Below are 14,236 nucleotides of genomic sequence, written 5' to 3' on the forward strand. Positions count from 1 at the left end.
CTTTATCAGGCCTTACTTTCCTGCTTCTTTTCCTTTTCCCTGATGGCCCGCAAAACTCTTTCCGGTGTAATAGGATATTCCCTGATCGGATAACCGATCGCATTGCTAACGGCATTGGCAATAGCTACTGTGCAGACTATGGGTCCCTCTCCTCCCTCTTTGGCTCCAAAGGGACCGTAAGGATCATTCGTTTCAACCATAATACATTCAACTTCAGGCACCTCAAACGGGCGCGATAACCTGTAATCGAGAGGCGAGGGATTAAGTATGAGACCCTTCTCCATGATACATTCTTCTGTCAGGATCTGCCCCATGCCACCGAATATCTGCGAATCCAATTGCCCTTCCATGCCCAGGGGATTGATGACACGCCCCACATCATGGGCGACAGTCATCTTGACCAGCTTTACGATCCCTGTCTCAGGATTTACTTCCACCTCGGCAATCTGGGCGCCAAAGGAAAAAGCCAGGGATGAGACCCAGATTTCCCTTGATTTCGTTGGCGAGTTATAGAAGCCTCTTCCCATAACATGCCTGCCTTCATCGGAATGAAGCAGGCAAGACACCACGCTTTGAAAGGATATACACTTAGCCGGTGCCTTGGAAGAAAATACTTTTCTGTCACAAAAGACAATCTCCGAAGCAGCTACGCCAAGTTCTTTTGCGGCCCCCTCCGCAAGCTGTTTTCCGGCATCAAGACAGGCCGCCTTAACGGCGTTTCCCACGGCAAACGTACCTCTTTGGCTGCTTCCCGTAACATCATATGGAACCAAATCCGTATCCCCGGCGATCACAGTGACGTCTCCTGCCGCTATCCCCAAGGTCTCTGCGGCAATCATGGCCATGGTCGTATGGGACCCCTGGCCCATATCGGAAAATCCGATATCAAGAAATACTTTGCCATCCTCTCCGATCCTGATAATTGCGCTGCCGGTGTCATGATCTTTCATCCCTGACTTGCCACCGGAAAAGATTCCCCCGCAGCCAATGCCGATTCCCTTATAGGGAGGTAGTTGGCCATATTTATGCTTCCATCCCGAGCTTTTGGAAACTTTCTCCATACATTCCTTCAGGCCGCAGCTTCCGTAATAAACACCTGCTATGGTAGTATCTCCTGTTTCCCAGGCATTTTTGTATCTTAACTCCAGCGGATCAATTCCAATATCTTTGGCAATCAGGTCAAGCTCGGACTCTGCGACAAAATTCAATTGGCGGATTTCTCCCCCATGATGCCCCATATTCGGGGGATTATTTGTGTAGACTATCTTTCCTTTGCGTCGCATCGCCTCAAAACGGTAATCCATTGCCAGTACGTTGGAAAAGCCCCGAAAGACGCCGGTTAATATTGGGTTCCAATACGCGCCGCAATCAAACAAAGAAACTACTTCTATGGCCTTTAGTTTCCCGTCTTTCATCACCCCTATTTTCACAGTGTACTTGTGTTCACCGCTATCCCTGGGCATAAAAAACTCCTCATCCGCTGTACAAAAAATATTTACAGGTCTGGATGATTTTTTTGAAAGAAGCGCAGCAATATAATGATGATTTCTGGGGCCACCCCTGCTGGAAAATGAACCTCCCGTGTTAAGATTGAAAATTCTTACATCACTCATTGAAAGACCCATGAGTCCGGCCAATCCCTTCTGCACAAAAAGCGGCGATTGATTGGGCGTCCAGATGCTCAGTTTTCCCGGCAGACAATGATCGGCTATCACCACGTGATGCTCGGCATAACAATTGTGGTTATGATTCAGTTTATACTCTCCCACCCGCACATGCTCAGCTTCTGAAAAAGCCTTATCCACATCGCCAACATTGATCTCAAATTTATCCGCATAATTGTTCTTAAGCCCTTTATGAATTACCGGCGACCGTTCGTCCAAGGCCTCATCCAGCGAAAAGGCAGCCCCCTGTTTTTCGTATTCCACACTGATCAGCTCCGCCGCTTCTTCTGCAGTATCTTTGTCAACAGCAGCCACTGCGGCAACTTCATCGCCTATGTAATTGACAAATTCCCGGCAAAACAGTTCTTCATCCGGACCTACCATAAGGCCCGGAAAGTCTTTGTGAGTGATTACTGCTTTTACACCCGGCAACCTTTCGGCCTTTGTAGTATCAATGCTGATAATCCTTGCCCTTGCCACAGGACTTCTGACTATCTTTCCATAAAGCATTCCCGGTAAATAAATATCATCGGTAAACTGTGAACGGCCTGTGGTTTTAAGCGGCCCATCGAGCTTGGGCTGCCTTTTTCCTATAACACTGTAGTTATTTTCCTTAAGCGATACGATATTCTTCAAAACCTTATCCTCCATTTTCTGCGTAAATTCCAACAAACAAAAAACGCATTAAATCAGGTTTAGATGAAGCTTTAACGCATCCAATATACGGAAGCGGTTTTCGGTTTTTATCTGGATTAATATTTTCAACTACTAAACAGTCATGCCTGGCGTAGGGCCATAGAGGCATGAGCGCTAAGTTAATCGAGCCAGTTTCAAAACGCCCTATTTTGGTCGATCTTAAGCGTTGGGCTCAAATTTCAATCCTCGAAATACTAAAAGTATTACTGTGGTTAAAATTTTCTCCCGCCTTGAGCTTGACCAAACTGAAACGTTTTGAAAGTGGCTCTAATCTATTAAGTTTATCTAAAAAAACGAATATCGAATATCGAACAAGGAATTTCGAATTATGAATATTTTTTATTCTTACTCATTGCGGTTTTAATACTTCTAACAAATATTGATTATTCTCACAGCAAAAATCTATCAAACGATCCTCGATATCAAATCGTTTACCTCTTCCTTCGACATTCATTCCCCCTTAAAAAAGGGGGATTAAGGGGGTTGTTTCCTTGTTCTATATTCGATATTCAAATTACTTTCATATAGTTGTTATTTATTAATTAACTTAGCGTTTATGGGCCATAGAATGTAGCATTAACATGAGTTGCCATTAGCACATAAATGTCTGATTGAAATAGTGTTGATAAAGCTGCCTGAATTCAGGCAGGTTCAGGTTTACTGTTAAACAAATTATTTCTTCGACTTTTCTTTAATGGCATGCAGAACTCTTTCAGGGGTAATAGGATATTCCCGCACCGGAATGCCGATAGCATTGTTTACGGCATTTGCTATAGCCATTGTGCAGACTATGGGGCCTTCACCAACTTCTTTCGCACCATAGGGGCCGTAAGGATCATTTGTTTCAATAATATCATACTCAAGTTCCGGGACTTCAAAGGAACGACCAATCCGGTAATCAAGCCAGGATGGGTTAAGAACTTTACCTTTTTCCATTATGCATTCTTCCGACAGAATCTGACCCATGCCGCTGAAAACCTGCCCGTCTATCTGTCCTTCAATCGCCAGGGGATTAATTGCCCGGCCCACATCATGGGCATGGGTAACCTTAAGCAGAATAACAATTCCGGTATCAGGATCAACTTCGACCTCGGCAACTTGCGCGCCGAAAGAATAGGCAAGTGTTGATACCCATGGCTCTTTTGTAGGTGAAGACGTATGGTAAAAGCCTTTTCCCATGATATGTTTTCCGTCTTTAGAATGCAAAGTTTCAGAAACTATATCCTTAAAGAGTAGAGCCTGTTCCGGTGCTTTAGCGGGAAAAATTTTCCGGTCACAAAAAATCAGTTGTGACGGCTTAACGCCAAGCTTCTTTGCTGCACTTGACGCAAGTTGTTTTTTTGCATCAAGGCAGGCAAGCCTTACCGCATTTCCGGTAAAAAACGTGCCTCGCTGGCCAAATGCCCCAATATCAAACGGTGCGGAATTCGTATCTCCTGCCACTACTTCAACATCTTCGATTGTGACTCCCAGTGTTTCCGCTGCTATCATGGCCATTGCCGTATGGGAACCTTGCCCCATATCGGGCAGACCGACAAAAAGAGAAAGCTTTCCGTCTTCACCGATTTTTATCAAAGCGCCGGATTTATCCGGGCCGCCGCTGTTCATGGCTCCGCAGCCGATGCCTATTCCTCTGTATGGCGGCAGCTTTCCGAACTTTTTCTTCCACGATGCTTTTTTAGCAGCTTTTTTAATTGATTCCTTTAAACCGCAGCTTGCATAATGGATATTGGTAAGGGTTGTATCACCTTTTGCAACGGCATTTTTTAATTTGAGTTCCATCGGATCCATGCCGATTTCTTTTGCAATAAGATCAAGCTCTGTTTCCTGAGCAAGTTTTAGCTGCAAAAAAGCAGCTCCATGAGGATACATATTTGGAGGATTGTTTGTATAAACCGCTCTTTCGTTCCACCGCATTGCTTCCATATGATAAACCTGCGGGATTAAATGATACTTGCAACGGAGCAGAACATTAAATGCAAAATTCCAATAAGCGCCGCAATCAAAAAGATAGGTTGCTTCAGTTGCTTTGATGGTTCCGTCTTTCATTACTCCTGTTTTGATAATATACTTAAAATATCCGCCACCGGGATAAACAACAAACTCTTCATCGGCATCACATCTGATTTTGACCGGACGGGATGCTTTTTGGGAAAGAATCGCTGCTATAAAACTTTGCTGTCTTGGTCCTATACGGCCGGAAAAGGCCCCTCCGGTATTAAGGTTAAAAACGCGCACATTGCTTTCCGAAATGCCCAGTACCCCTCCCATACTTTTCTGTACGTAAAGAGGTGACTGATTCGGAGTCCAGATGCTCAGTTTTCCAGGCAGGGAATAGTCGGCAATTACGACATGATGTTCTGCAAAACAATTGTGATTCGGGTTAAAAATACATTCACCGATTCTCACATGGTCTGCTTCGGCAAATGCCTTATCAACATTGCCAAAATCAATATTGTATTCATCCAGGCTGTTATTTTTACACTCATCATGAATAACCGGCGCATCCTTTGCGGTTGCATCTTCAAAAGAAAAGACAGCTGTAAGCGGTTCATACTCAACTTTTATCAATTCCGCCGCTTCTGCCGCCGTGTCTTCATCAATCGCAGCCACCGCAGCCACTTCATCGCCTATAAAATTAACTCTGTCACTGCAGAGCAGTAGACGATCAGGACTTACCTTAACTCCAGGGCAGTCCTTGTTTGTGATGACAGCTTTTACACCCGACAAACTTTCGGCCCTTGTTGTATTAATGTTTATAATCCTGCCTCTTGCAATAGGGCTTCTGACTATCTTCCCATAAAGCATTCCCGACAACTCAATATCATCAGTAAATTGTGACCGGCCTTTGGTCTTAAGCGGTCCGTCAAGCTTGGGTTGCCTTTTTCCTATAACGCTAAAGTCTTTTTCTTTATGAGGCATTATTTTACCTCCCTGTTTGATCCGGCAACTTTTTTTACTGCCTCAACTGTCTTGATATGGCCTGTACAACGGCAATAAGTTCCGGCTAAAGCCTCTTTGATATCGGTATCATCCGGATTGGGGTTTTCATCGAGAAGGGCTTTGGCGGACATTATAACACCAGGGGTGCAAAAGCCGCACTGCACAGCGCCGTTGTCGATAAAAGACTGCTGCAAAGGATGCAAACCTTCAGAGCTTGCCAGAGATTCAATAGTTGAAATGAAATGTCCCTCGCAGTCCATAGCCAGAGTGAGGCATGACAGAATAGCTTTGCCGTCCATTATTACAGTACAAACGCCGCATGCGCCTTGTTCACAAGCCCTTTTCGTCCCTGTCAGTCTCAAATCATCCCGCAGTACATCAAGTAAGGTACGCCATGGATTAACCGCAATTTCATGCATTTCACCATTTACATTAAGCGTTATTATACTTTTCAATGTTTTGTACCTCCTTTTCCCTGCATCAGTTTCAGTTCCGACAAAGCCTGTTTTACAAGCACCTCAACGATATGCCGCTTATACCCGGCCGATGTAAATAGATTGGTAACAGCTCCGGTTTCCCCGCGGGCAACTTCTGCCGCCTTGTCAATGGCTGCTTTACTAAATCCCGATTCCATTATAATCTGTGCAGCTTTGTTAAGAATCAGGGGAGCGGAATTTATGGAGTTTATGACAAGAGATAGATTTATTTCCTTGCCATTACTTTTGACTGATGCACCGATACTGCCTATCGCAAAATCAAGCCCTATACGATGCTGTATCTTTATAAACGTTGTGCGAGCCTTTTGGGTTTCGCTGGGAATAACAATACTAGTCAGCATCTCACCTTTTTCAAGTACGGTATGGTGTCTGCCATCATCCTTGAAATAATCTTTAAGAGAAAGCCACCTTTCACTATTTTTCTTTTGAAGGCAGACTCTGGCATCAAGAGCTATCAGCATCGGTACCGTATCTGAGCTGTTAATCGCATGGCAGCGCTTTGAACCGCTTATGGCATGGCACACTTTTCCTCCTGTCCTGTAACAGACTTCTATCGCATGACGCCATTGCTTTGTCTGGTTATAGTACCAGCAGCGAGGTGCAAGACAAAGGTTTCCTCCTATGGTGGCCATATTTCTTATGTGCTTGGAACCAACAGAGTTTATAGCATGATGTAGGGAGGGAAATTTTGTTAATACAAGTGGGTGCCTGAGCAAATCCGACAGATTTGTACAGGCTCCTATCTGAAGATCTCCTTTATCATCTTCAGAAACAAAGTTAAGCTCTTCTACAGATCGGATGCTTAAGACCTTTTGAGGAGAAATCACACCCTGTTTAAGCCTGACCAGAAAGTCTGTTCCGCCTGACATAACGCGGGTCTCATGGCCTGATCCTTCCAATAACTCCAGGCATTCATGCAGTGAAGATGGTTTCAGATACTCAAACCTCGGAAGACGCATTTTTTACCTCCCTTTGGAAAAACATGTTATATCAGTAAAAAATCAGACGGATTCACTCGTTTAGTAATTTCAATTAGAATCTGATGCCATCTTTTTATTAGCTTTTAGAACTTCGGCAAATGATTCAATCCTGGTTTTGATTTGACCTGCACTATAGTTTCTGGTGTCATAGCCGTCCATTTCAACCAACAGTATTGGAAGCCCGGTTTTTTTCTCAAGATAATCTTTCCCCATAAATGTTGGACTGCAAAAGGGTCGGCATGATATGGGATGCATCATTATTATGCCGTCCACTTTTTGATCATTAGCTACCCATTCCCAATAGCGCAAAACACCTTCAGCAGAACTCATCTGCGGTTTTCTGAAGCAGAACTCAGCAAGGGCCTTCCAGTGATCATCGGGATAGCTTGAGGGTTGAGCCTCATACGGGTGTACATCGTCCACAAACATCCTCGGTATGGCGATCCCCAGTGATTCAATGGCCCGCATCGGTTTCTGATCCACAAGAACCCGCGTCTGGCAATAGACTCTGGGCGCTCCCTTGGGTACAACACCGATTCCGGCATTGATTCTCTTTTTTGTTTCCCTGATGAGCGTGTTAATACCCTTGATTACCTCCTTGGGATAACGGGTTCCTGCGCCCTGAATCAATTTGCCCAATCCCACATCCCCCTGGCTGATGGGTTGCGGATCAGCTTTGCTAACCATGTCAATTAACGTCTTATGCCCATAGGTTATCTGTGCTACTTCTCCCAATGCGGTCTTGTAGATTTCAGCAGTAATATCGAGCCCTGTTGCTTCTTTAACACGGGCGACTGAGGTCTTTATACTATTTGCGTTGTATTCAATGGCGCGCTCATCCATATTCGGCCAGCTTCCCCATTCCCAGTCATTGGTTCCATCCAGATAGGTTACATCATAACCGTATAACCTCCTACAGAGTTCTTCAACCTCAGCGCCCTGGTCACAACACCACCCACAATTCACTACAATGGTTGGTACAGGCAATATCTTTCTTTCATAAAAGGCGGTATAAGCCTGATATTCGGAACAGTGGGCTCTTCCTGCGGTCTGGCCGATAAGTTCTCCCAGATCAAGAAGCTCATCAAGAGTATCAAAGATGTTGCCGAGCGTCATCCACAAATACTGCTTTGCCACACTGCCGTATACATTGGTTCCTCGGGCCGCCACGATGATTGCCTGCGCCAAAGGACTCAAACCTGGCCAATTGTAATACACTCTCTTTTCGTATTCTTCACCCGACAATACGGCATCCATGAGCTCCATCATCAGGACTCTAAGCAGCATGCGTATACCTTCTAAAGAGCAATCAAAATTTGCCTGAACATTTTTTTCGGCCTTTGCAATCATTTCCTTTGTATCTGATCCGATGATTTTTAAGGTTTTTTCTATCCTGGATTTCTGTTCATTGATTTCTTCCTGGCTGAACCCGCATAGTTTAAATAAATTTGTATACATACTAAATCTCCTGATCTTGATATGATATTTTTTAAACTGAAATATCTAGTTGCCCTTCATGATTTCAACTAATGTCTCAATTCTTGTCCGTGCAGGACCCTTTTCTGCCGGGGCATAATCGGATTCAATCTTGACCATCGGAATTCCTGCTTCCTCTTCTAACATTTTACTAAAATAATGGGCCTGGATATCAAATCCGTCACGGTACATCATCTGATACCAGAGAACTCCACCGCAGGAAAACTCCTTTGCCTTTGTAATAAGCCGTTCCATGCGATCTCCCCAGGGGCGATCCCAGGGGGCAAGTATCCGTTTGTCAAAATATGTATCGGACAAGTTTTGTATCGGGTCCGCCCCATTAATTTCCACATTATCCAGATAAGGACGGTATCCTTCCGTGACCTCTTCATAAACAATATCAGCTTCAGTATTTTCAATAATATCATGCACAAGATTATCACCGTTCGCCAAAGAAGATGCAATCATCATAACCCGTTTTCGATCTTTGTTCGAAACAGGCTTTTTTATTACTTCATCGCGAACAGCTTCAAGAATTTCTATGAAAAAGTCTTTATCAGCAAAAGTGGATGCATGCTGAAGCATTGTGAAATCTCTGCTGCTGATGGCAGCCTGGTTTATTTTTCGCGTAAAGCTGATTTCTTTTAAAAGGCTTCTTATTGTGTTTCCGGTTTTGATCTCATCAAAAAGCTTTTCATCAGTAATTTTGTTTCCGGTGAGATCTTCAAGCTTTTTCTTCAGTAATTCCAAACCACCTTTAAAATACACACGCGCCGCCTCTCCTTTGTTATGGGGAACGCCATATCGGATGACATCTGTATCGCCGTAGTAGTTCCAGGAATCGGCAATTATCTTGTGGTTACAGTCTGTGTGGGGAACGATCAGAACATCCGGCAAATTATATACCAGATCGCCACCCATCAGGTATGCAATCTGGGTTTTGCAAAAAGTACAAAAAAACCTTGGATTGTACTTTAAACTTTCGATTACGGAATCAGCATCGCCACCTTTTAAAAGGCAAACCGGAATTGCACCAGCTGCATGGACAAGTTCTTCAGGCATGAAACCGCCGGGTGTGTAACCGATAATTTTGATACCATCGTTTTTTTGTTTCCTTAATGTCGATGCTCTGTCCGACAAATGATCTTTCAGCCGTTTCATTGCTCCCATGTTTCTTACTCCTTATATCAGTATATTTTTTGTTATTACGGCGAACACGTATATATGAATTATCTATCAGGTTTTGAAAGTGGCTCGAAAGGTATTAAAATTACAGTATGTTTTGTTCCAAAGACATTAAGTAACTTCTTAAATTAATTTTTTTGTTCTTAATGCCGATTTTCTTTCTTATATTATCCCGATGGAAATCAATTGTGCTCATAGCCAGGCATAAGATATTTGCTATTTCCTTAGTGGTTTTGCCCAGTCTTATAAGGCTTGCGACCTGAATTTCGGTTGGAGTTAAATCCAGTTGTGAAGCAGATACATAGGGAACAAGCGGGGTAAGAATATCATTCAGGTTAGCTTCAATTATATGTATAAGATTCTCCTGATAATCATCTAGAGTAGTATTGTTCAGTCTTTCAAGGTATGGAACAACAAGTTGCCTGATATTAAAAATAAGTTTTTCTTCCAGCTTTGTTTTATCCATTTCACGTTTTTTCAAAAGAACTTCCAGCGCCGTGTTGTTCTTCTCAAGTTCGGTCGTACGTTGTTGAACTATTTTTTCCAGATCATCCTTCATTTTTCTTTCTTGTTCTTCCACATTTTTTATATCGGTAATATCTCTTATATTTCCAACAATTGCTGTTGGTCCTCCATTTTCATCCAATATCACCGATCTGGTGTTGCTTACCCATCGATAACCTTTTGTCTTATGCTTCATACGAAAGATTATCGTCCGGTTCGTGTCGATTTCATTTGAATTAAGATCTAAATTTCTAAAAAACTCACGGACATTTTCCTTTTCTTCAGGATGAAGAAAATTCAAATTTTCAGACTTTTGCAGGTGCATTATTTCTTCAGACGTATATCCGAGCAAATGTATGGAAGATGGACTTAGGTATTCGAATTGGTGTGTTTCAAAATTTATACAATAAATTACATCATATGAATTATCAAGAACCCTCTTAAAACGCTTTTCGCTCTCAATCAGGGACTTTTCAATATTTGCTTTTTCCTTGATAATTTCTTGGAGTTTATGGTTGGTCTCCAAAAGATCATCGGTATGAACCTTTATAAACTCTTCATCCAACTCAAAATGCTTTATTATTGTATCAGTATTTTCTAAACACTTTCTGTATTTCATAGTATGTACCGGCAAAACGTTAAAGAATATGGATAACTTTTTCGCCGCTTCCTTCGCAGCCTGATGTTGTGTAGCTATGGATCATTGGATCGAGGGTATGCTTTCGTAATCAAGCAGGAATTCTTAAACAAAATCGGGAAAACCTCCCAAGAATACCATGAGATTGACAACTGGATCTTTTAACAGTAAAAATTAATAATTATAGATCTCTTCAGTGGCTCCTGATTTCTTGGCATCAACCACATTATATATATCTAAGGAAAATGTTATGTCATCTAAGTTTTCTTGACCACGAAAGAAGCTTTCGTCTAATAATGCCAAACTTTACAAATTTTCAGGGGCTTTTCTCAAAGAGTACCGGCAATGGCGGGAGGTAAGCCAGAAAAAACTAGCAGAATCAATCCGCATCAGCGTTCGTGAATTGCAAAATTGGGAGGCCAAGCATCGCAGTGCATGAATTGAGCATCTTTACGACCTATCGGAATTAAACGGACATCCGTAATTTCTGCCAGGAACCCGAAAAAATTAAGTTACCCGGAAAAAGGTCAACAGCCATCAAAGTTAACAGGCAAACGACTGCCCGTAATAGTTGATTTTAATCCTTTAATCGTTGATAAAGCCAGGCAGGAAAAACAACATGGTCATAAGAAATGTATTAAATGCCCTCAAATTTTTGGTTACGAAGAGATGGCATTTAAGCTTCCCTTCTCATTTGACGAATCGGATAATTTCTGAAAGAAGTAAGTTGCCTGTTTTGGTTTAGAGTGTTTACATAGTGCTCAAAAGGGGAGAATTAATAAATTAGACATAATATTATCGTAGGATTTGGTTATGAAAAAAGTAATATGGTTTTGCATTGCATTAATGTTTACGATCAGTCTGATGTCCTGCACAAGATTTTTTATATTAAAGAAGGAAGTGGCTCGACTTGATAAATCCTATTATTTGGGAGGTAAGCTTGGCCATGAGTTCCAAACGAACATGAGTGTATGGGTGTTTGTCTGGGAAAAACATGAAGATGGCGTAATTGACATAACTGAAGCGGAAAAACTGGATGCAAACAAAACGTTTGTCATTATGCTGCCCCCCGGGGAGCGATATTATGTTGGCGCCCTGGAAGATGCAAATAACAACGAAGAATATGATCCGGGTGAACGGATATGGTTCAACGGAGAGCCCAGTCCGGTAGAATTTAGAAACGGAAGGAGTAATACACTCATTATTCGGCTTTCAGGCAAAATCAAACCAACGAAAGAAGATATCCGTGCTTTTGCCAGAGCACGGAAGGGTCGCAGCTATATAGAGCTAAAGGGCTCAGGACAAGTTCCCATTTTCATCGGCAAACAGGCCGAGCTAAACGATCCCATATTTTCTGCACAAATGGGAGAAAAAGGTCTATGGGAACCGGCCTCTTTTCTTAATGAAATCGGACTTGGTGTTTACTTTCTATCCGAATATGATCCTGATAAAATTCCGGTTCTTTTCGTTCACGGGGCAGGCGGATCTCCCCAGGATTGGAAACACATATTAAAAGGGTTTGATGATCATAAGTATCAAAAGTGGTTCTACCATTATCCCGGCGGAATTAGACTGAACCAGACAGCCGATGCCCTGAATATAATCATAGAGACCCTTTATAAAAAATACCGGTTCAAGGAACTATATATTGTAGCTCACAGTATGGGCGGCCTTGTTTCCCGCTCGTTCATCATCAAGAATCGGATTGAGGCAGGAAACAGCTATATTACCAAATTTGTGTCCATTGCTACTCCCTGGGCCGGGCATGAAGCTGCAGCTCTGGGGGTAAAGCGTGCTCCGGCAGTTATTCCTTCCTGGATTGATATGCAGTTGAACAGTCAGTTTATCAATGAGCTTATGGAGCAAAAAATAGAAGACAAATTAGACTACTATCTTTTATTTACTTTTAAAGGGGCAAAATCGGCTTTTCTTCCTGCAAGCAATGATGGTACTGTTAGTCTGGCCAGTCAGCTTACACCAAAAGCACAGCAGGAAGCAAAAAGACTGTTTGGTTTTAACTGTAACCACACATCGGTTCTTCATAACGATGATGTGATAACAACTCTTAAGAGCATTATGAAGAATCCCTGATATTATCAAAGGTGTTGTTTTCTGCCCTGTAGATCTCAACGTATCTATTTGGTATTGAACGACAAAAGCCGCGCCTGCTCTTGAACGTTCAAAGCCACCCACATTTTATCATATAGGTAATAATTAATTAATAATTAATTATTGACAAGAACGGTACAATAGTACAAAATTTTTATGTTATTAAAATGGGTTTGCAAAAAACTTCCGGTTGTATTTTACGCCAAAAGAAAGGAATGTATAGACAATGAGTTATGATTTTAATGCAGATGATATATTTGAAATAGCTGAACAATTAGAAAAAAACGGTGCAAATTTTTACAGAAAAGCAGCAGGAAGCACCTCTGATTCTGCCGGCAAAACACTTTTACTTAAGCTTGCCGATATGGAAGATAATCATGAAAAAAGCTTCAAGGAATTAAGAGCTGGTCTTGGTGAAAAAGAGAAAGCGCCTTTAGTTTTTGATCCTAATGATGAAGCTGTTCTTTATCTTCGTGCAATAGCTGATACAAGAGTGTTTTTTGAAAAACAGATTGATAATACCTCTCTTAAAGAGATCTACAAATCAGCAATTGAAGCCGAAAAAGACTCAATTGTATTTTATTTGGGTATTAAAGATGCTGTTCCCGTAAAATTCGGGAAAGATAAAATTGAAGCTATAATTAAAGAAGAAATGAAGCATATCAGGATGCTAAGCGCTGAGCTGCTAAGTCTCAAATAGGAGTTTTTAAATTCTTAAATACTAATTTGTTTTCCTGCACCAAACGTCAGTTGTATGATAACGTTCTTATATCATGTATGGTATAAGAGTTTTTACTCCATATTTTTTCCATATTCTCCAAGGGTTGCAAGTCCGGAACGGTCAAGCAGTTTAATGTTCCGGCCTTCGACCTCAATTAATTTCATATCAGCCATTTTTGCAAAAATTCTTGACATGGTTTCGGGAATTGTTCCAAGAAGGCTGGCAAGCTGAGTTTTTGAAATATTTAATTTGACAGAGTTGTTTTCTCCCTGTTCTTCGGCAAGGTGTAATAAATATGATGCAAGCCGACCCGGAACCTCTTTAAGAGAAAGATTTTCGATCTGGACTGTAAATTGCCTTAGTCTCATGGAAAGAACGGCAAGCATACTTAAAGAAAGAGAAGGATTTTTTGTTACCAGGTTTATGAAATCCGTTCTCGGAAAAAACAGGCAATGACTTTTTGCAATCGCTTGTGCGTTAGCAGGAAAAGCCTGGCCGGCAAATACCGGAACTTCTCCAAAAGGTTCTCCGGGACCCAATATGTGAAGGATTTGCTCTTTTCCTTCGGAAGATACTTTGTAGATTTTAACAAGACCATCTGCAACAACATAAAAACCGTTTCCAGGATCACCTTCTAAAAAAATAGTTTCACCTTTATTAAAATATTTGCTTACGGCAATATTTTGTATATCATTAAGCTGCTCATCTAAAAGGCCGTTAAAAAGCGGAACAGCAGATATTATTTCAAAAATATTTTTCATGTATTCTCCTTTTTCAAAAATATTGTCTTTTTCTTGACCTAAGTCAAGGTAAAGACATTTTAA

The 14,236-nt window shown here is 41.8% G+C and carries 10 protein-coding genes and 1 pseudogene; 3 read left to right on the forward strand and 8 right to left on the reverse strand.

The annotated features are described in order from the left end of the window. Positions 1–5: 5 nt before the first annotated feature. The 7 genes from KKC46_05135 to KKC46_05165 form a co-directional block, all read right to left on the reverse strand. Positions 6–2,300, reverse strand: a complete 2,295-nt coding sequence (locus tag KKC46_05135; GenBank protein ID MBU1053200.1) for a xanthine dehydrogenase family protein molybdopterin-binding subunit — start codon at positions 2,298–2,300, stop codon at positions 6–8. A gap of 732 nt (positions 2,301–3,032) precedes the next feature. Next, positions 3,033–5,282, reverse strand: a complete 2,250-nt coding sequence (locus KKC46_05140; protein ID MBU1053201.1) for a xanthine dehydrogenase family protein molybdopterin-binding subunit — start codon at positions 5,280–5,282, stop codon at positions 3,033–3,035. Next, entirely contained in the window at positions 5,282–5,758 is a 477-nt protein-coding gene (locus KKC46_05145) for a (2Fe-2S)-binding protein (protein MBU1053202.1), read from the reverse strand. The genes KKC46_05140 and KKC46_05145 overlap by 1 nt, the downstream gene beginning before the upstream one ends. Next, a complete protein-coding gene (locus tag KKC46_05150) occupies positions 5,755–6,759 on the reverse strand; it encodes an FAD binding domain-containing protein (protein MBU1053203.1) in 1,005 nt (334 codons plus the stop codon). Before KKC46_05150 ends, KKC46_05145 begins: the two co-directional genes overlap by 4 nt. 69 nt (positions 6,760–6,828) lie before the next feature. Beyond that, complete coding sequence (locus tag KKC46_05155; GenBank protein MBU1053204.1) at positions 6,829–8,238, reverse strand: 2-hydroxyacyl-CoA dehydratase family protein; 1,410 nt, start codon at positions 8,236–8,238, stop codon at positions 6,829–6,831. A 45-nt stretch (positions 8,239–8,283) separates the two neighbouring features. Further along, positions 8,284–9,426: a 2-hydroxyacyl-CoA dehydratase family protein gene (locus tag KKC46_05160; GenBank protein MBU1053205.1), complete on the reverse strand. Its 1,143-nt coding sequence runs from the start codon at positions 9,424–9,426 to the stop codon at positions 8,284–8,286. A gap of 100 nt (positions 9,427–9,526) precedes the next feature. Next, positions 9,527–10,564: a PAS domain S-box protein gene (locus KKC46_05165; protein ID MBU1053206.1), complete on the reverse strand. Its 1,038-nt coding sequence runs from the start codon at positions 10,562–10,564 to the stop codon at positions 9,527–9,529. Between the two features lie 346 nt (positions 10,565–10,910). On the opposite strand from KKC46_05165, the pseudogene KKC46_05170 reads away from it, so the two are divergent. The 3 genes and pseudogenes from KKC46_05170 to KKC46_05180 all read left to right on the forward strand — a co-directional run bounded on the left by KKC46_05170 (position 10,911) and on the right by KKC46_05180 (position 13,391). Continuing rightward, a pseudogene (locus KKC46_05170) lies at positions 10,911–11,021 on the forward strand (helix-turn-helix domain-containing protein). 374 nt (positions 11,022–11,395) lie between these two features. Then, entirely contained in the window at positions 11,396–12,673 is a 1,278-nt protein-coding gene (locus tag KKC46_05175; GenBank protein ID MBU1053207.1) for an alpha/beta hydrolase, read from the forward strand. A gap of 244 nt (positions 12,674–12,917) precedes the next feature. After that, positions 12,918–13,391 carry a ferritin family protein gene (locus KKC46_05180; GenBank protein MBU1053208.1) on the forward strand — a complete coding sequence of 158 codons (474 nt, stop codon included), beginning with the start codon at positions 12,918–12,920 and terminating at the stop codon, positions 13,389–13,391. 92 nt (positions 13,392–13,483) lie between these two features. Here the strand turns inward: KKC46_05180 and KKC46_05185 are convergent, their stop codons facing one another. Beyond that, positions 13,484–14,173, reverse strand: coding sequence for a Crp/Fnr family transcriptional regulator (locus tag KKC46_05185; GenBank protein MBU1053209.1), 690 nt, complete (start codon positions 14,171–14,173; stop codon positions 13,484–13,486). Positions 14,174–14,236 lie beyond the last annotated feature (63 nt).

The organism is Pseudomonadota bacterium (assembly GCA_018817425.1).
In the GTDB taxonomy this organism is placed as follows: domain Bacteria; phylum Desulfobacterota; class Desulfobacteria; order Desulfobacterales; family RPRI01; genus RPRI01.